Annotated in this window: 14 protein-coding genes; 12 read left to right on the top strand and 2 right to left on the bottom strand. The window is 72.2% G+C overall.

Annotated features, from left to right (window positions below; translation table 11 throughout):
* Positions 1–287 precede the first annotated feature (287 nt).
* On the bottom strand, positions 288–1,604 hold the full coding sequence (locus tag O7607_RS03345; RefSeq protein WP_269700912.1) for a cellulose binding domain-containing protein: 1,317 nt from the start codon (positions 1,602–1,604) through the stop codon (positions 288–290).
* Between the two features lie 357 nt (positions 1,605–1,961).
* The gene (locus O7607_RS03340) at positions 1,962–2,084 is read right to left on the bottom strand and encodes a hypothetical protein (protein WP_269700911.1); all 123 of its coding nucleotides are present in this window, start codon (positions 2,082–2,084) and stop codon (positions 1,962–1,964) included.
* 263 nt (positions 2,085–2,347) lie between these two features.
* On the opposite strand from O7607_RS03340, the gene O7607_RS03335 reads away from it, so the two are divergent.
* Genes O7607_RS03335 through O7607_RS03280 form a run of 12 tightly spaced genes read left to right on the top strand, consistent with a single transcriptional unit; the run spans position 2,348 to position 17,336 of the window.
* Positions 2,348–4,003 (top strand): ABC transporter substrate-binding protein, encoded by a 1,656-nt coding sequence (locus O7607_RS03335; RefSeq protein ID WP_269700910.1) that lies wholly within the window; start codon positions 2,348–2,350, stop codon positions 4,001–4,003.
* A gap of 15 nt (positions 4,004–4,018) precedes the next feature.
* Positions 4,019–5,029: an ABC transporter permease gene (locus O7607_RS03330; RefSeq protein ID WP_269700909.1), complete on the top strand. Its 1,011-nt coding sequence runs from the start codon at positions 4,019–4,021 to the stop codon at positions 5,027–5,029.
* On the top strand, positions 5,029–5,913 hold the full coding sequence (locus O7607_RS03325; protein WP_269700908.1) for an ABC transporter permease: 885 nt from the start codon (positions 5,029–5,031) through the stop codon (positions 5,911–5,913). Before O7607_RS03330 ends, O7607_RS03325 begins: the two co-directional genes overlap by 1 nt.
* Before the next feature lie 2 nt (positions 5,914–5,915).
* Positions 5,916–7,949 carry an ABC transporter ATP-binding protein gene (locus O7607_RS03320; protein ID WP_269706880.1) on the top strand — a complete coding sequence of 678 codons (2,034 nt, stop codon included), beginning with the start codon at positions 5,916–5,918 and terminating at the stop codon, positions 7,947–7,949.
* Complete coding sequence (locus O7607_RS03315) at positions 7,946–9,997, top strand: hydantoinase/oxoprolinase family protein (protein WP_269700907.1); 2,052 nt, start codon at positions 7,946–7,948, stop codon at positions 9,995–9,997. Before O7607_RS03320 ends, O7607_RS03315 begins: the two co-directional genes overlap by 4 nt.
* Positions 9,994–11,682 (top strand): hydantoinase B/oxoprolinase family protein, encoded by a 1,689-nt coding sequence (locus tag O7607_RS03310; protein ID WP_269700906.1) that lies wholly within the window; start codon positions 9,994–9,996, stop codon positions 11,680–11,682. The genes O7607_RS03315 and O7607_RS03310 overlap by 4 nt, the downstream gene beginning before the upstream one ends.
* Positions 11,675–13,345, top strand: a complete 1,671-nt coding sequence (locus O7607_RS03305) for a hydantoinase B/oxoprolinase family protein (RefSeq protein ID WP_269700905.1) — start codon at positions 11,675–11,677, stop codon at positions 13,343–13,345. The genes O7607_RS03310 and O7607_RS03305 overlap by 8 nt, the downstream gene beginning before the upstream one ends.
* Positions 13,342–14,607 (top strand): amidohydrolase family protein, encoded by a 1,266-nt coding sequence (locus O7607_RS03300; RefSeq protein ID WP_269700904.1) that lies wholly within the window; start codon positions 13,342–13,344, stop codon positions 14,605–14,607. The genes O7607_RS03305 and O7607_RS03300 overlap by 4 nt, the downstream gene beginning before the upstream one ends.
* A complete protein-coding gene (locus tag O7607_RS03295) occupies positions 14,604–15,017 on the top strand; it encodes a nuclear transport factor 2 family protein (RefSeq protein WP_269700903.1) in 414 nt (137 codons plus the stop codon). The genes O7607_RS03300 and O7607_RS03295 overlap by 4 nt, the downstream gene beginning before the upstream one ends.
* Complete coding sequence (locus tag O7607_RS03290) at positions 15,014–16,018, top strand: zinc-binding dehydrogenase (RefSeq protein ID WP_269700902.1); 1,005 nt, start codon at positions 15,014–15,016, stop codon at positions 16,016–16,018. The genes O7607_RS03295 and O7607_RS03290 overlap by 4 nt, the downstream gene beginning before the upstream one ends.
* Positions 16,015–16,341, top strand: coding sequence for a TIGR04076 family protein (locus O7607_RS03285; RefSeq protein ID WP_151500654.1), 327 nt, complete (start codon positions 16,015–16,017; stop codon positions 16,339–16,341). The genes O7607_RS03290 and O7607_RS03285 overlap by 4 nt, the downstream gene beginning before the upstream one ends.
* On the top strand, positions 16,338–17,336 hold the full coding sequence (locus tag O7607_RS03280; protein WP_269700901.1) for an LLM class flavin-dependent oxidoreductase: 999 nt from the start codon (positions 16,338–16,340) through the stop codon (positions 17,334–17,336). The genes O7607_RS03285 and O7607_RS03280 overlap by 4 nt, the downstream gene beginning before the upstream one ends.
* Positions 17,337–17,338: the final 2 nt, after the last annotated feature.

Below are 17,338 nucleotides of genomic sequence, written 5' to 3'. Positions count from 1 at the left end.
GACGGCTCCTCGGGTACGCGCGACCGTCCGGCCGGCGGGGCCGGGTGTCGCGAGTTGTGGGTAACCGTCGGTGTAAACGCTAACAAGAGTTGCGTGCCGGTCCCGAGGTGCTGGTGGTGGTGGCCTGCGGGATCGAGAATGTTAGCGCAAACATCGACCAGAGTTAATTAGAGCACATCCCGGCGTCCGGCGGGACCTCACGTTGTCCCGGCCGGTGCCGGGCCGTGGGGCGGCGCGGCGCCACCCCACGGCCCGGCTCCCCGTGCGGGGATCGGTGCCCGGCCCGGTCAGGGGCTGGTGCAGCTGACGCCGCTGGGTGCGGTGGCGCCGTTGCCGGTGGCGGTGAACCCGAACGTCGTCGAGCCGTTCGCGCCGACAGTGCCGTTGTAGTCGGCGTTGCGGACCGACACCGAGCCCGAGGTGCCCGTGTTGACGCCGTTCCAGAGGCTGCTGATCGCCTGGCCGGAGGCCAGGGTCAGGCGTACGGTCCAGCCGTTGAGCGTGGTGGCGCCGTTGTTGGCCACAGTGACCTCGGCCTGGAACCCGCCCGGCCAGGTGTTCACGGTCCGGTAGGTCGCGGTGCACGCGCCCGGCTCACCCGGCGGCGGCGTCGTGACCGGCGGAGTCGTGGGCGGCGCGGTGGTGACCGGCGGCGTGGTCGGCGGCACGGTGGTCGGCGGCGCCGTGGTCGGCGGCGTGGTGGACGCGAACTGGCTGAAGAACCGCCAGATCTCCCCCGACGTCCAGGTCCGGGAGTCGTTCGGGCTGCCCGACCCGTCGACCGGGCTGGGGGTGTGGTCGCCGTCGAACGCGGCCCACTGCACCGGGTAGCCCTCGCGGCAGCCGGAGTACGTGGTGGTGATGTGGGTGAGGCTGCCACGGCTCGGCTCGCGCGGGCTCTGCGCGGTGCAGCCGTTGTTGCGGACGAACGTGTCGCGCAGCGACCGGCCCATGGAGATGTTCAGCACGCTGTCGTAGGTGCCGTGGATGCCGAAGTAGGCGACCGGCTGGGTGCCGCCGTTGCAGCCGCTGAGGTTGGCGCCGGAGATGACGGTGACCGCGCGGACGATGTTGGGCCGGGCGCAGGCCACCGCGTAGCTCATCGCCCCGCCGTAGCTCCAGCCGAGCGCGAACCGCTGGGACGTGTCCACGCAGAGGTCGTTCTCGATCTGCCGGGAGATGTCGTCGAACAGCGTCAGGTCCCGGCCGTTGGTGTTGGCCCAGCCGTTGTCGATGCCCTGCGGCGCGACGAAGATCGTGCTGTTGTTCGACAGCGGCAGCAGGCCGTAGTAGCCGGCCGAGGCCACGTTGTTCGCCGAGCCGTTCAGCCAGTGGAACCCGAAGATCAGCCGGTACGGACGGTTGCGGTCGTAGCCGTCCGGGATGCGCAGGATGTAGCTGCGGTTCTGGCCGCCGCTGGAGATGGTGCGCGTCCCGCTGGACAGCGTGGGCGCCTTGCCGCAGCCGGCTGTCGCCGCGAGCGTGCCGTTCGTCGACGCCTGCGCTGTCTCGCCGAAGCTGCTGCTGAGCGCGCCCCCGGCCGCCGCCGCGAGGAGCATCGCCGCGGCGGCGATGGATGAGATGAGCGGTGTTCGTTTCGCCATTTGCTGGACTCCTTGCCCTGGGTGGCGGTGCAGGCCGGGCCGTCCGTCGATGCCGACGTCGCCTGCGAAGAGGGCGCGGAGCCGCGCGTGCGGCCGGGGCTGAAGTCGTCCGGTGGCCGCCTGCGTGGCGTGCATCGGCGGAGCGGCCCGGACTGGTCACCGACCGGCCGGGCGGCGAGGGAGATGCCTCGGGACGCCTTGCCGATTGCGGGGGTGACGGGGAGCGTGCCCTTCGCTCCCGTGCCGGAACATAGCAGGTTATCGATAACATGTTCAACCGCCCGGGCCCGGAGGAATGCCGGGTGGACCGCCGGGTGAGCGCTCACAGGAGCGCCCGGCGCGGGCGGCGCGGCCTGCTCAGACGCGGGCGGCCAGGGCCGTCAGGTCGCAGCCGGCGAGGGCGTCCGGCTGGGGTACGCGGGCGAGGTCCGCCCCGGCGAGCCCGAGCCGCCGGTACGCGGTGTGCAGCGCCGCGACCACGGCGCCCAGGGCGCCGGACAGGTCACGCCCAGGAACAGCCGACGGTCTCGGCCTTCTTCGATACGCCGTACGTAACGTTTTGATGAACCGTTGTGAACGCTGATGCTCGGGCTATCCCGCAGTTCGGGAGCGCTCTGATTTCACAGCACGGCCGTGTTCAGTGAACGCCGTTCACCCTATTGTTCACTCGTGCCTAATCCGGTAGAACACCAGGTAGGTCCGCAGCTCGGGCCATTCGCCTCGTGCTTCTAGGAGGGCTTCTCATGGCTCGTTCACACCGTCCGGGCGCCTCCTCGCCCGCGCTCTCCCGCCGCGGCGTCCTGCAGTTGGGTGGCAGCGTCGCGCTCCTTTTCGCCACCGGCGCCTGCGCCGCGGACAGCGGTAACAAGTCCACGGACGGCAAGTCCGGCGGCGCCTCCGCCAAGACGCTGCGCATCGCCGTCTCCAGCTACCTGTCGAGCTGGGACCAGGACTTCGTCGGCTTCGACCTGACCGCGCTGATGCTCTACAAGAACGTCTTCCCGTACCTGATCGACTACGGGGTCACCAACGCCGGCGGCAGCCAGATCCTCGACACCCAGAACATCACCCCGACGTTCGCCGAGTCGTTCGAGCCGGACGCCGAGCAGAAGGTGTGGACGCTCAAGCTGCGGCGCGGCGTGAAGTTCGCCAGCGGCAACGAGATGAAGGCCGCCGACGTGAAGTGGTCGAAGGACCGCGCGTTCGCCGCCCAGGCGAACGTGGCCGGCGTCTACCGCACCATCGGCCTGACCAGCGCCGACCAGGTCAAGGTCGTCGACGACTACACGGTCGAGTTCCACCAGGCGTTCCCGAGCGCCCTGACCCGGCAGATCCAGGCGATCTCGCTGTACGTCTTCGACTCGGTCGAGGCCAAGAAGCACGCGAGCGCGAGCGACCCGTGGGCCAAGGACTGGTTCGCGAAGAACCCGCCGACCGGCGGCTACTTCAACGTCGCCAAGGCCACCCAGGGCCAGGAGATCGAGCTCAGCGCGAACACCGACTACCCGGGCCCGGACCCGGCCAAGACGCCGACCATCCGGATCTCGGTGGTGCCGGCCGCCTCCAACCAGCGGCTCCAGCTCCAGGCCGGTGACATCGACATCGCCCTGGGCATCAGCCAGCGCGACATCCAGGACCTGAAGAAGGCGCCGGGCATCAAGGTCATCTCGGCGGCCAGCAACCGCCAGGTCGCGATCCAGATGTCGGTGACCGCCGCGCCGTTCAACGACGTGAACGTCCGCAAGGCGCTCGCGTACGCGGTGCCCTACGAGCAGATCATCAACAACGTGTACGGCGGCGACGCCCGCCCGGCCAAGAGCCCGGTCCCGCTGGACATGCCCGGCTACGACGAGAGCGGCTACCCGTTCACCTACGACCTGGACAAGGCGAAGGCCGCCATGGCCGCCGCCGGCCGGGCGTCGCTCGACTCCGAGCTGGTCTTCGAGGCCGACAACGAGGAGCAGCAGAAGATCGCCGTCCAGGTGCAGAGCGAGGCGGCCAAGGCCGGCATCCGGCTCAAGCTGACCCCGCTGGACCCGGCCACGCTCGGCGAGCGGCGGACCAAGAAGAACATCCCGCTCCAGATCACCTCCGGGCAGCTCTGGGTGGACGACGTCGAGTACATGCTGGCGACCAGCTTCGTCAAGGGCGCCAACCTCAACTACTCGAACTACAGCAACCCGGAGATCGAGCAGATCTACGAGAAGTCGCACACCACCGTCGACACGGGCGCCCGCAACGCGCTGTGGAAGCGGGTCCAGGAGATCCTCGCCGCCGACGTGCCGTGGGTGGTCATCTGCCAGCCCAACTTCAACCTGCCCGTCCGGGAATCCGTCGCCGGCTGGGTGCAGCCGATGGACGGCCTCGCCCGCCTGCGCTACCTGAGCGCATCGGCCTAGGGACACCACCCACCCATGCGTATCTTCCGCTTCGTCGTCAGGCGACTGCTCCAGCTGATCCCCGTTCTGCTCGGAGTGGTCGTCCTGGCCTTCCTCCTGGTCCGGGTGCTGCCGGGCGACCCGGTCCGCAGCATCCTCGGGCAGAACGCCACCGAGGAGGACGCCGCCGCGGCCCGGGCCCGCTTCGGGCTCGACCAGTCCCTGTGGCAGCAGTTCCTCGACTACCTCGGCGGGCTGCTCACCGGTGACTTCGGGACGTCGATCCAGAGCGGCAGCTCCGTGGGCTCGGAGATGGCGCTGCGGGTGGGTCCGACCCTGGAACTCGTCGTCATCTCGGTGAGCATCGCGCTCGTGGTGGCGACCGTGCTGGGCATCTGGTCGGCCAAGCGGGCCAACCGGGCCGGCGACCACAGCGTCCGGATCTTCGCGCTGGTCGGCAACTCCGTACCGGAGTTCTGGCTCGGCCTGGTGCTGGTGCTCGTCGGCTACAGCATCCTCGGCTGGTTCCCCACGCCCAACGGCCGGGTCGACCCGGACACCGGCCTGACCCCGCTCACCGGCGCCGACCTCGTCGACGCCGTCCTCACCGCCAACGGGCCGGCGATCGCCTCGGCCGCGGCGTACCTGGTGCTGCCGGTGCTGACCCTCGTGGTCGGTGTGGTCGCCCCGCTGCTGCGCAGCGTCCGGGCCTCCGCGCTCGAGGTGCTGCACTCGGAGTCGTACGCCGCGGCGAAGGCACACGGGCTGCGCGACCGCACGCTGCACTACGGCTACCTGCTGCGGGCGACGCTGGTCCGGCTGCCGTCACTGGCCGCGCTGGTCTTCGGCACGGCGATCGGCTCCACCGTGCTCGTTGAGTACGTGTACTCGTGGCAGGGCTTCGGCCAGTGGGCCCTGCGCGGCCTGCTCTACCGGGACTACCCGGTCGTGCAGGCGTCGGTGCTGGTCATCGCGTTGTGCTACGTGCTGGTGTTCCTCATCGCCGACGTGGTCCACGCGATCCTCGACCCGAGAGTGAGGCTCTGATGGCCGAGCTGCGAACCGTCCCCGACGGTCCCGCCGCCGCGCCGGTGGTCGTGCCCGGCGGCGACCGGGACAGCCGTTTCGCCCGCCGCATGATCATCGCCGGGGCGAGCATCCTGTCGGTGGTCGCGCTGCTGGCGGTGTTCGCACCGCTGCTGAGCCAGTGGGGCGAGACCGAGATCGACGCGGCGAACACGCTGGTCGCCCCGGGCGGCAGCCACCTGCTCGGCACCGACGGCAACGGCATGGACATCTGGAGCCGGATGCTCTATGCCGCCCGGCTCGACCTGGGCATCGCCCTGGCCGCGGTCGCGCTCGCCGTGGTCGTCGGCACGCTGCTCGGCCTGGTCGCCGGCTACTTCGGCGGCTGGCTCGACGACGTGCTGATGCGGGTGGTGGACATCTTTCAGTCGTTCCCCACGTTCATCCTGGCGCTGGCGGTGGCCGCCCTGCTCGGCAACGGCACCATCAACCTGATCATCACGATCGCGGCGGTGAACGCGCCGGCGTACGCCCGGCTCGTCCGCGCCGAGGTGCGGTCGCTGCGGGAACTGCCGTTCGTGGACGCCGCGATCACCTCCGGGGCCTCGCCGGTGGGCGTGCTCTGGCGGCACCTGCTGCCGAACAGCCTCACCCCGGTCCGGGTCATCGCGCCGCTGAACTGCGGCTGGGCCATGCTCACCCTGGCCGGGCTCTCCTTCCTCGGCCTGGGCGTGAGTATCCCCGAGGCGGAGTGGGGCGCCATGATCAGCCTGGGTGCCGCGGACGTGGTCGGCGGCCGGTGGTGGACCTCGGTCCCGCCCGGCCTGGCCCTGTTCGTCTGCGTCCTGGGGTTCAGCCTGCTGGGCGAAGGCCTGCAGGACCGCGCGAACGCGAAGCGGCGGTGACCATGCTGTCGATCGAGAACCTCTCCGTGACGATCCGCCGGCCCGGCCGGCAGGTCGCGGCGCTCAGCGGCGTCAGCTTCACCGTCCGGCCCGGCGAGGTCGTCGGCCTCGTCGGTGAGAGCGGCGGCGGCAAGAGCATGGTGGCCCGCGCCATCGTCGGGCTGCTGCCCGGCGGCTCGCACGCCACCGGCCGGGTGCGCTTCGGCGACTCGGACGTGCTGCGCATGGACGACGCCGCGCTCGCCGCCCACCGCGGCCGGGGGGTGGCGATCTGCTTCCAGAACCCGCGCGGCGCGCTCAGCCCCACCCGCACCATCGGCAAGCAGCTCGTCGACCGGCTCGCCACCCACCAGGAGATGTCCGGCGAGCGGGCCCGCGAGGCGGCGCGCGAGCTGTTCGAGGCGGTCGGCATCCGCAGCCCGCAGCGGCGGCTCGACGCGTACGCGCACGAACTGTCCGGCGGCATGGCCCAGCGCGTGATGATCTCGCTGGCCACCGGCTGCGCGCCGGAGCTGCTGATCGCCGACGAGCCGACCACCGGTCTGGACGTGACGCTGACCCGGGAGATCCTGCGCCAGTTCCGGCACGCCGCCGACACCGACGGCCGGGGCGTCCTGCTGATCTCGCACGACCTGGCGTCCATCGCGGAGGTCTGCGACCGGGTGGTGGTGCTCTACGCCGGCACTGTGGTGGAGAGCGGACCGGCCGCGCAGGTGCTGCGGGAGCCCGCCCACCCGTACACCCGGGCGCTGCTGCGTTCGGTGCCGGACGTCGGCGGCCGGCCGGTCGTCGCCACCCCCGGCGCCATGCCGCTGCTCACCGAGGCGCCGCACAACTGCCCGTTCGTCGCCCGGTGCGCGCACGCCGACCGCACCTGCTCGTCCCGGCGCCCGGCCACCGGGCCCGTGCCCGGCGGCGGCGAGTGGTCGCTGGCCTGCTTCCACCCGCAGACCCGGCCGCTGGACGCCGACGTGCCGCGGACGTCGCACACGCCGGTCGCGTCCGGCGCGGGCGCGGCCGGCCCGGACCCGAAGCCCGCCGTGCTGGAGATCGAGGACGCGCACGTCGTCTATCGCAGCCGGTTCGGTTCCGGCGGGCACCACGCGCTGCGCGGCGTCACGCTCCGGCTCGGGCCGGGCGAGACGCTGGGCGTGGTGGGCGAGAGCGGCTGCGGCAAGAGCACCCTCGCGAAGCTCGTGATGGGCCTGGTCGCGCCCACGTCCGGCACCGTCACGGTCGCCGGGCAGGCGCTGGTCAAGCAGCCGGGCCGCCCCCGCCCCCGGGGCCGGGCGCTGCGCCGGGCCCGGACCCGGGCGCAGCTCGTGTTCCAGGACCCGATCGGCTCGCTGAGCCCGCGCCGTACCGTCGGCGACTCCGTCGCCGAGCCGCTGCGCGCCGCGGGCCTGTCCGCGGCGCAGCGGGAGGCGCGCGTCACCGCCGTGCTGGACCGGATGGAGCTGGACCGGTCGATCCTCCAGCGCTACCCGCACGAGCTGTCCGGCGGCCAGGCGCAACGTATCGGCATCGCCCGCGCGCTGGTCGGCGAGCCGGACCTGATCGTGTTCGACGAGCCGACCTCGGCGCTGGACGTCACCGTCCAGGCGCAGATCCTCGACGTGATCGCTGACGTGGCGGCCGACGCGGACCGCGCCTCGGTGTTCATCTCCCACGACCTGGCCACGGTGCGCGGGTTCGCCGACCGTGTCGTGGTGCTCTACCTCGGCCGGGTCGTCGAGGAAGGACCGGTGGACGTCGTCTTCGACACGCCCCGGCACCCGTACACCCGGGCGCTGCTGGGCAGCGCCCCCCGCCTCGGCGGGACGACCGGGTCCGACGGCGAGGCCGTCGAGCTGGTCAAGGACCTGGAGGAAGCCGACGCCGCGACCGGGTGCCCACTGGCCGCCCGGTGCCCGTTCGTCACCGACCGGTGCCGATCGGAGCAGCAGGAGCTTCAGTCGTACGGCGAGAGCCGGGCCGCCTGCTGGCGCGTTCCCGAGCTTCCCGCCCTCATCGGAAGGCAGGCTGTCACGCCATGACCCGTCGCCCCATCCGGCTCGCCGTCGACATCGGCGGGACCTTCGTGGACGCCATGGAACTGGACACGCGCACCAACCGGGTCCGCTTCCGCAAGGCGGCCACGACCCCGGCCCGGCCCGCGGACGGTGTCCTCAACGCGATCACCGCGCTCGGCACCGACCTGTCCGAGGTGGAGCTGTTCATCCACGGCACCACCCTCGGCCTCAACGCGGTGCTGGAGCGTCGTGGCGGCCGTACCGGCATCATCACCAACGAGGGCTTCCGGGACATCTTCCTGATCGGCCGCGGCAACGTGCCGTCCGACCACATGTACGACTTCCAGTACCAGCGGCCGGAGAGCCTGGTGCAGCGCCGCTTCACCGCCGGCGTGCGGGGCCGGCTCGACTACCGGGGCCGCGTGGTGGAGCCGCTGGACCCGGACAGCGTCCGGGAGGCCGCCCGCACGCTCGTGGTGGACCAGCAGGTCACCTCGATCGCCATCTGCTTCCTGCACTCGTTCCTCGACCCGAGCCACGAGCGGGAGGCCGCGCGCCTGATCCACGAGGAGTTCCCCGAGGTCAGCCTATCGCTGTCGACAGACATCGTGCGCGAGTACCGGGAGTACGAGCGGACCAGCACCACGGTGCTGGAGGCGTACATCCGGCCGATCTTCGAGCGGTACGTGGACGAGCTGGAGTCCGGCCTGGCCGAGCGCGGCTTCGCCGGGCGCTTCCTGATCATGCGGTCCGGTGGCGGCTCGATGACCAGCGCGGTTGCCAAGACCGCACCCACGCACACCGTGCTGTCCGGCCCGGCCGGCGGCATCGTCGGCGCCGCGTACGTCGCCTCCGAGCTGGGCCGGGACAACGTGCTCACGTTCGACATCGGCGGCACCTCGCTGGACGCCTGCGTGATCGAGCGCGGCAACCCGGTCGCCGCGTACGAGGCCCAGCTGGAGCACTTCCCGCTGCTCATCCCGACGTACGACATCCGGACCATCGGCGCCGGCGGCGGTTCGATCGCCTGGCTGGACCACGGCCTGCTGAAGGTCGGCCCGCAGAGCGCCGGCGCCGACCCCGGCCCGGTCTGCTACGGCCGGGGCGGCACCAGGCCGACGGTCACCGACGCCGCCGTGGTGCTCGGCTACATGGACCCGGACCGGTTCCTCGCCGGCACCATGGGGCTGCGCGACGCCGAGGCGCGCGCCGCCATCGCCGAGCAGCTCGCCGAGCCGCTCGGCCTGAGCGTGGAGAACGCGGCGGCGGGCGTGTTCGACGTGCTGCTGGCCCGTACCGTCGGCGCGGTCCGGCAGATCACCGTCGAGCGGGGTCACGACCCCCGGCAGTTCGCGCTGCTCGCGTTCGGCGGCGCCGGACCGCTGCTGGCGCCGCTGCTGGCCCGCGAGATGGGCATCGGCGAGGTGATCGTGCCGTTCGCGCCGTCCGGTTTCTCCGCATGGGGCATGCTCTCGGCCGACATCGTCAACGACTTCAGCCGTACCGTGATGGCCACGCTCGACGACGCGGACCTGTCGGAGCTGGAGCAGCTGTTCAAGGCCGTCGAGGCCGAGGCGGTCGCGTCGCTGGTGGCGCAGGGCGTGCCGGCCGGCGAGGCGGTGCTGGAGCGGCAGTTCGAGCTGCGCTACCTGGGCCAGGAGCACAGCCTGATGGTCACCGTCGGGCGCGAGCTGGACCGCGACGCGATCCGCGCCGCGTTCGACGAGACGCACCGCACCCGGTACGGCCACACCATGGGCAACCCGCTGCAGATCCTCAACCTGCGGGTGCGCGGCATCGGGCGCACCGACCGGCCCGAGCTGGAGACGCTGGCGCGCGGCGACGGCGACCCGTCGCAGGCGCTGCTGACCCACCGCGATGCGTACGACTTCGGGCAGCACGCGGTGGTGCCGTTCGCGGTCTACGACCGGGCCCGCCTGGAGCCGGGCGACACCTTCGACGGACCGGCGCTGGTCGACGAGGGCACCTCGACCACTGTGGTGCCCAGCGGTCAGCGGGTAACCGTCGACGACCACGGATACCTGCTCGTCACCCTGGAGGAAGCCGCATGACCACGCTGGACGGAGCCCAGGTCGAGGTCGTCCGCAGCTATCTGCTGTCGGCCGCGGAGGAGATGCGGGCCACCCTGATCCGCACCTCGTTCAACCCGGTCATCTACGAGGTGCACGACTTCGGTCTGTCGATGTACGACGCCGACCTGCGGCTGGTCGCCGAGGCCACCGGGCTGACGTTCTTCCTCGGCGCGAACGACTTCTCGCTGCGCAAGGGCGTGGAGTACGTGGGCCGGGAGAACCTGCACCGCGGCGACGTGGTGCTGCTCAACTACCCGTACTGGAACGCGGCGCACGCGTACGACGCGACGTTGTTCGCCCCGGTGTTCCGGCCGGACGAGGCCGACCCGGACGCGGACGGCGAACTGGTCGGCTTCCTCTGCGTCCGCGCGCACTGGATGGACCTGGGCGCCAAGGACCCGGGCTACGTGCTCGACTCGACCGACATGCACCAGGAGGGGCTGATCTTCCCGGGCACCAAGGTCGTGTCCCGGGGCGAGCCGGTGCGCGAGATCCACGAGCTGATCCGCTTCAACTCGCGGATGCCCGACGCGGTGCTCGGTGACCTGCACGCGCAGATCGCCGCGCTGCGTACCGGCGAGCGCCGGATGCTGGAGATCATCGAGAAGTTCGGCCGGGACACCGTCGACCAGGCGATCGACCGGATCATCGCCGACGGCGAGGCCCGCGCCCGGGCGGCGCTGGCGACGCTTCCGCAGGGCACCTGGACCGCCGAGGACTGGGTGGACGACGACGGCATCACCGACGACCCGGTGAAGATGCGCGTCACTGTGACCATCGCCGACGGGCGCTTCGTCGTCGACTTCGCCGGCTCGGCCCCGGCGACCCGCGGCCCGATCAACATGCCGTTCGGCGCGACCGAGGCGATCTGCAAGGTCGTGCTGAAGTCGCTGACGTCGCGGGACGAGCCGTCGAACGCCGGCACCGTGGCACCGCTGGAGGTGCGCGCCGAGCCGGGCAGCCTGTTCCACGCCGTCTACCCGCAGCCCACGTTCACGCTCTGGACCGGCATCGTGGCGGTGGAGCTGATCCTCAAGGCGCTGGCCCAGGGCATGCCGGACCTGCTGCCCGCGTCCTCCGGCGGCGACGTGCCCGGATTCATGATGGTCGGCCTGCACCCGGACACCGGCAAGATGTTCGCGGTCAGCAACAACGACCTGGTGGGCTGGGGCGGCACCGCGACGCACGACGGGATGGACGGCGCCACGCACGTCTCGGGCAGCACCGGCCGGGGCACCCCGATCGAGGTCATGGAGGCCAAGACCGGGATGTTCTTCGAGCGCTGGGAGATCCGCGAGGACTCCGGCGGCGCGGGCCGGTTCCGGGGCGGTTGCGGCCTGCGGCGGGACATCCGGTTCGTGACGCCCGGTGAGTTCCTGACGGTGATCAAGAAGACCAAGAGCGCGCCGTGGGCGCTGGACGGCGGCTTGCAGCCGGAGCCGAACCAGATCGTGGTGTTCCCGGGCACCGACCGCGAGCACCGGGTGAGCACCAAGCGCACGACGGTCGCCGTCGGCGACCGGGTGACCCTGCTGACCGCCGGTGGCGGCGGGCACGGTGACCCGCGCCGCCGCGACCCGGAGGCGGTGCGGCGGGACGTGGCCGAGGGGTACGTCTCCCGGGAGGCGGCCCGGGACGTCTACGGAGTGGACGTCGATGGGTGAGCCGACGGTCGACGGGGCAACCGTCGAGGTCGTCCGCAGTCATCTCGTCTCGGCCGCCGAGGAGATGCGGGCCGCGCTGGTGCGCACCGCCTTCAACCCGGTGATCTACGAGGTGTACGACTTCGGCATCTCCATCTACGACCGGCGGCTGCGGCTGGTCGCGGAGTCGACGGGGTTGTCCCGCTTCCTCGGCGCCAACGACTACTCGTTGCGCAAGGGCGTCGAGTACGTCGGCGTGGAGAACCTGCACCGCGGCGACGTGGTGCTGCTGAACTACCCGTACTGGAACGCGGCGCACACGTACGACGCCACGATGTTCGCGCCGGTCGTGCTGCCGGGAACCGAGGAGCTGATCGGCTTCCTGTGCATCCGGGCGCACTGGATGGACCTGGGCGCCAAGGACCCCGGCTACGTGCTCGACTCCACGGACATGCACCAGGAGGGGATCATCTTCCCCGGCACGAAGGTGTACGCCCGCGGTGAGCCGGTGCCGGAGATCCACGAGCTGATCCGGTTCAACTCGCGGATGCCGGAACTCGTCATCGGCGACCTCAACGCGCAGATCGCCGCGCTGCGGACCGGCGAGCGGCGGCTGACCGAGCTGTACCGCGAGTACGGCCCGGCGGTGGTCGACGCGGTCGTCGACCGGGTGATCGACGCCGCCGCGCAGCGCGCCGGGGAGGCGGTGGCCGCGCTGCCGCAGGGCAGCTGGACCGCCGAGGACTGGCTCGACGACGACGGCGTCACCGACGAGCCGATCCTCATGCGGGTCACCGTCACCGTCGCCGACGGCGAGTTCACAGTGGACTTCGCCGGGTCGTCCCCGGCGGTGCCCGGGCCGGTGAACCTGCCGCTCGGGGCCACCATCGCCACCTGCCGGGTCGCGTTCAAGGGCGTCACGACGCCGTACGAGCAGACGAACGCCGGGCACTTCGCGCCGCTGCGGGTACGCGCCGAGCCCGGCACGCTGTTCCACGCGCAGTACCCGGCCGCCACGTTCACCCAGTGGACCGGCACCGTCGCGCTGGAGCTGATCCTCAAGGCGCTGGCGCAGGGCATGCCGGACCGGCTCGCCGCCTCCTCCGGCGGCGACGTGCCCGGCTTCATGATGGTGGGGCGGCACCCGGACACCGGCGACATGTTCGCGGTCAGCAACAACGACCCGGTCGGGTGGGGCGGCACGCCCCGGCACGACGGCATCGGACCGGCGAACCACCTGTGCCAGACCCAGGCGCGCAACACGCCGGTCGAGGTGCTGGAGTCGAAGACCGGGATGTTCTTCGAGCGTCTGGAGATCCGTACCGACTCCGGGGGCGCCGGCCGGTTCCGGGGCGGCTGCGGCCTGCGGCGGGACATCCGGTTCGTGACGCCGGGCGAGTTCCTGTCGGTGATCAAGAAGACGAAGAGCGCGCCGTGGGCGCTGGCCGGCGGCGAGCAGCCGGAGCCGAACCAGGTGGTCGTCTTCCCGGGCACGGACCGGGAGCACCGGGTGAGCACACGGCGTACCGCGGTGGCGGTGGGGGATCGGGTGACGTTGCTGACCGCCGGTGGCGGCGGGCACGGTGACCCGAGGAGTCGGGATCCGGAGGCGGTGCGACGGGACGTGGCCGAGGGCTACGTCTCCGCGCGGGCCGCCCGAGACGTTTATGGAGTGATCGCGTGAGTGCCGCCTATTCGCCCGAGCAGCCGAGCGTGCTGCTCGGCAACTGCACAGTGCTTGATGCCCGCGTGGTGGACGGCATGGCGCCCGTGACCGGTGCCGGGGTGTGGGTCCGGGGTGACCGGATCGCCGCCGTCGGGCCGTACGCCGAGGTGGCCGAGCAGGCGCGGGCCGCCGGCCGGCTGACCGAGGTGGACCTCGACGGCGGGTACGTGACGCCCGGCCTGGTCAACATGCACACCCACTTCTCGCTGTCGCTGCCCGGCTCCGGGGGCGACGGCGTCAAGGGGATGGGCTCGTACGACCTCGCCCACTACATGGCCGACGGGGCGCGGCGCACGCTGCACTCCGGCGTGACCACTGTGCGCTGCGTGGCGGAGAAGGACCACGCCGACTTCGCGTTGCGGCGGGCGATCAACGCCGGGCGTGTCCCGGGTCCGCGCATCTACACCGCCGGCCGGGCGCTGGTGTGCACCGGCGGGCACGGCCACGAGAGCAACGACACGCTCGAGTGCGACGGCCCGGTGGGCTTCCGCCACGGCGTGCGCAGCCAGATCAAGGCCGGCGCTGACCTGATCAAGGTGATGATCTCGGGCGGCATCGCCGGTGAGCACGAGAGCATCCACACGCCCCAGCTGTTCGCCGACGAGATGACGGCGGTGATCGAGACGGCGCACGCGTGGGGCCGCAAGGTGACCGCGCACGCCGGGCCCGCCGACGTGATCGGCGCGGCGGTCGAGCTGGGACTGGACTGCGTGGAGCACGGCTACCAGCTCACCCCGCAGGTCGCGGCGCGGATGGCCGAACGCGGCACGGCGCTCGTGCCGACGCTGCTGGTGACCCGGTGCAAGGAGTTCTTCGACGAGCTGGGCGTTCCGGAGTGGATGCAGTGCCGGTCGCTCGGCGCCGGCCCCCGGCACCTGGAGAGCTTCGACATGGCCGTCGCCGCCGGGGTGGAGGTGCTGCTCGGCAGCGACATGCCCCCGTTCTGGCAGTTCGAGGGCACGACAGCCTCGATCCGGGAGCTGGAGTACATGTCCGAGCGGATCGGCACCGCGCGGGCCATCCACGCCGGCACGCTCGGCCCGATCCGGTGGCTCGGCGCGGAGTCCGACCTCGGCACCGTCGAGGCCGGCAAGCTGGCCGACCTGATCGCGACGGACACCGACCCGCTGGCCGACACCTCGGCGTTCCGGGACGTGCGGTGGGTGATGAAGGGCGGGCAGATCGCCCGCGACGATCGGAACCAGGAGGAGACGCGATGACCTTCGCGCAGGCAGGCGCGGCGGAGATCGCCGCCGGTATCGACGACATGTACGACGCGTTCCTCGCCGGGGACCAGCAGCGGTTCGACACGCACCTGGACCCCGACGTGACCACCTGGGAGACGCACCTGCCCGGGCCGCTGCGGACCCGGGCCGAGCTGGACGAGTACCGCGCCCGGCGGGACGCCGCGGGGCAGCGGCCCCGGCTGGCGGTGCTCGCCGCGCGGGACAAGCGTATCGACGTGTGGGACGACTTCGGCGTGGCCCGGTACGAGCTGGTCGCGCAGCTCGGCCCGGACGACGAGCCGGAGATCACCCGGGTCACCGACGTGGTGCGCCGGGTCGACGGCCGCTGGGTGATCGTGCACCACCACGCCGAGCTGGTCCGGGAACCGGTGGGTGCGGCGTGATCCGGCGGCTGGTCGCCGGGCGGACCGGTGAGCCGGCGGACGTGCTGTCGGTCGCCGTTCTGCCCGACGACCCGCCGCCCGGCCCCGGTGAGGTACGGCTCGCCGTGCGTACGGTGGGGCTGAACTTCCTGGACGTCATGCTCTGCCGGGGCGAGTACCCGGTGCGGCCCGACCCGCCGATGACACCCGGTGTGGAGGCGGCCGGGCGGGTCGTCGCCGCCGGCGCCGGGGCCGAGCACCTGCTGGGTCAGGAGGTGCTCGCCTGCCCGGCGCTGCCGCGCGGCGCGCTCGGCACGACGGTGACGGTGGGCGCCGCGGTGGTGGTGCCGCGACCGTCCACGATCGACCCGGTCACCGCGGCGGCGCTGCCGGTCACCTACCAGACCGCGTGGTTCGCGCTGGAACGAGCCGGTCTCACCGCCGGGCGGACGGTGCTGGTGCATGCGGGCGCCGGCGGGGTGGGCATCGCCGCGATCCAGCTCGCCGTCGCCCGGGGCGCCCGGGTCGTGGCCACCGCGGGCGGCCCGGCCAAGACCGCGATCTGCCGCGACCACGGCGCCCAGGTGGCGATCGACTACACGGCGGAGGACTTCGTGCCTGCCGTGCTCGCGGCCACCGACGGCCGGGGCGTGGACGTCGTGGTGGACCCGGTGGGCGGCGACGTGTTCGCCCGGTCCTGGGACTGTCTCGCGTTCGAGGGCCGCCTGGTCGCGGTGGGCGCTGCCGGTGGCGCACCGCCGCCGGTGGACCCGCTGCGGCTCATGGCGGCCAACGCGACGCTCGTCGGCCTCTCCTGGGGCTCGCAGTACCCGTGGCAGCGGGCGAGCGCCGTCGAGTCCGCCTACCAGGAACTGTTCGACATGTGCGCCTCCGGCGCGGTCCGGCCGCCGGTCAGCCGCGTCGTGTCGCTGGACGAGGCGCCCGCGGCGCTCACCGAGCTGGCCGAACGCCGGACCACCGGCAAGATCATCGTACGGATCGACGAGGGGGAGGGACCGTGAGCGACAGCGACGGCGACATGGAGATCTACGACCTGAAGGTCACAGTCGACCGGATCGAGGGCCGGTCGGTGTGCGGCATGGCCGTGGGCGACCACTTCGAACTGACGAACAGCGCGCACCTGCGGCTGCCCGAGGGAAAGCACTTCTGCGTGTACGCGCTCGCCTCGGTGCTGCCCTTCCTCGCCGCCAAGCAGCGTGACCTGGCACCGGGGGACTGGCTGGCCCAGGACTCCCACTTCATCTGCCCCGACCCGGAGGAGCGGCTCGTCATGAAGGTGGAACGGACCTGCCGGCGCACGATGAACTCGGCGGACCTGACATGACCGTCGAGATCGGGCTCGGCCTGCAGAGCGACAAGCCGGCCGGCGCGTACGCCCGGTTGGCGCGTGCCGCCGAGACGCACGGCTTCGACGTGCTCACCGTCTTCGGCGACCTGATGTACCAGCCGCCGATCTTCCCGCTGCTGGAGATGGCACAGGCGACCGAACGGGTACGCCTCGGCACGGCCTGCCTGAACCCGTACTCGATGGCGCCGTACGAGATCGCCGGTCAGATCGCCGCCCTGGACCTGGCCTCGCACGGGCGGGCCTACCTGGGTCTGGCCCGCGGAACCTGGCTGGGCGCTGTCGGCCTGCCGCAGCCGCGGCCGCTGACCACCATCGAGGAAGCCGTCCAGGTCGTCTACCGCCTGCTGCGCGGCGACCGCAGCGGCTTCACCGGAAAGGTCTTCTCGCTCGCCCCCGGCACCGCGCTGCGCTACGACGTGCAGCGGCCCGACCCGCCGCTGCTGCTCGGCGCGTGGGGCCCGCAGGGCGCGGCGCTGGCCGGCCGGATCGCCGACGAGATCAAGGTGGGCGGCAGCGCCAACCCGGACATGGTCCCGGTGATCCGCGAGCGGCTGCGGACCGGCGCGGAGAAGGCCGGACGCGACGTCGCCGACGTCGGCATCGTGCTCGGCGCCGTGACAGTCGTCGACACCGACGGCGAGGCGGCCCGCGCGAAGGCCCGCACCGAGGTGGCCATGTACCTCGCCGTGGTGGCCGAGCTGGACCCGACCGTCGAGATGCCCGACGACCTGGTCAAGCGCGTCGGTGAGCTGGTCGACGCGGGCGAGGACGAGGCGGCGGGCCGGCTGATCCCGGACGACGTGCTCGACCGGTTCGCCTTCTCCGGCACGCCGGAGCAGGTCGCCGCGCAGGCCCAGGCGCTCATCGACGCGGGCGTGCGCCGGGTCGAGTTCGGTACGCCGCACGGCCTCACCGACGAGCGCGGCGTGGACCTGCTCGGCTCGGCCGTCCTGCCGTTGCTGCGGAGGTGACT

The sequence above is a fragment of the Micromonospora sp. WMMA1949 genome (assembly GCF_027460145.1).
In the GTDB taxonomy this organism is placed as follows: Bacteria; Actinomycetota; Actinomycetes; order Mycobacteriales; family Micromonosporaceae; genus Micromonospora.
This window is presented reverse-complemented; position numbering and strand designations above follow the sequence as displayed.

Coding starts and splice junctions, on each gene's coding strand:
- O7607_RS03295 (WP_269700903.1), top strand. CDS start 14,604: ATGACCTTCGCGCAGGCAGGCGCGGCGGAGATCGCCGCCGGTATCGAC.
- O7607_RS03320 (WP_269706880.1), top strand. CDS start 5,916: ATGCTGTCGATCGAGAACCTCTCCGTGACGATCCGCCGGCCCGGCCGG.
- O7607_RS03315 (WP_269700907.1), top strand. CDS start 7,946: ATGACCCGTCGCCCCATCCGGCTCGCCGTCGACATCGGCGGGACCTTC.
- O7607_RS03325 (WP_269700908.1), top strand. CDS start 5,029: ATGGCCGAGCTGCGAACCGTCCCCGACGGTCCCGCCGCCGCGCCGGTG.
- O7607_RS03330 (WP_269700909.1), top strand. CDS start 4,019: ATGCGTATCTTCCGCTTCGTCGTCAGGCGACTGCTCCAGCTGATCCCC.
- O7607_RS03335 (WP_269700910.1), top strand. CDS start 2,348: ATGGCTCGTTCACACCGTCCGGGCGCCTCCTCGCCCGCGCTCTCCCGC.
- O7607_RS03310 (WP_269700906.1), top strand. CDS start 9,994: ATGACCACGCTGGACGGAGCCCAGGTCGAGGTCGTCCGCAGCTATCTG.
- O7607_RS03345 (WP_269700912.1), bottom strand. CDS start 1,604: ATGGCGAAACGAACACCGCTCATCTCATCCATCGCCGCCGCGGCGATG.
- O7607_RS03280 (WP_269700901.1), top strand. CDS start 16,338: ATGACCGTCGAGATCGGGCTCGGCCTGCAGAGCGACAAGCCGGCCGGC.
- O7607_RS03305 (WP_269700905.1), top strand. CDS start 11,675: ATGGGTGAGCCGACGGTCGACGGGGCAACCGTCGAGGTCGTCCGCAGT.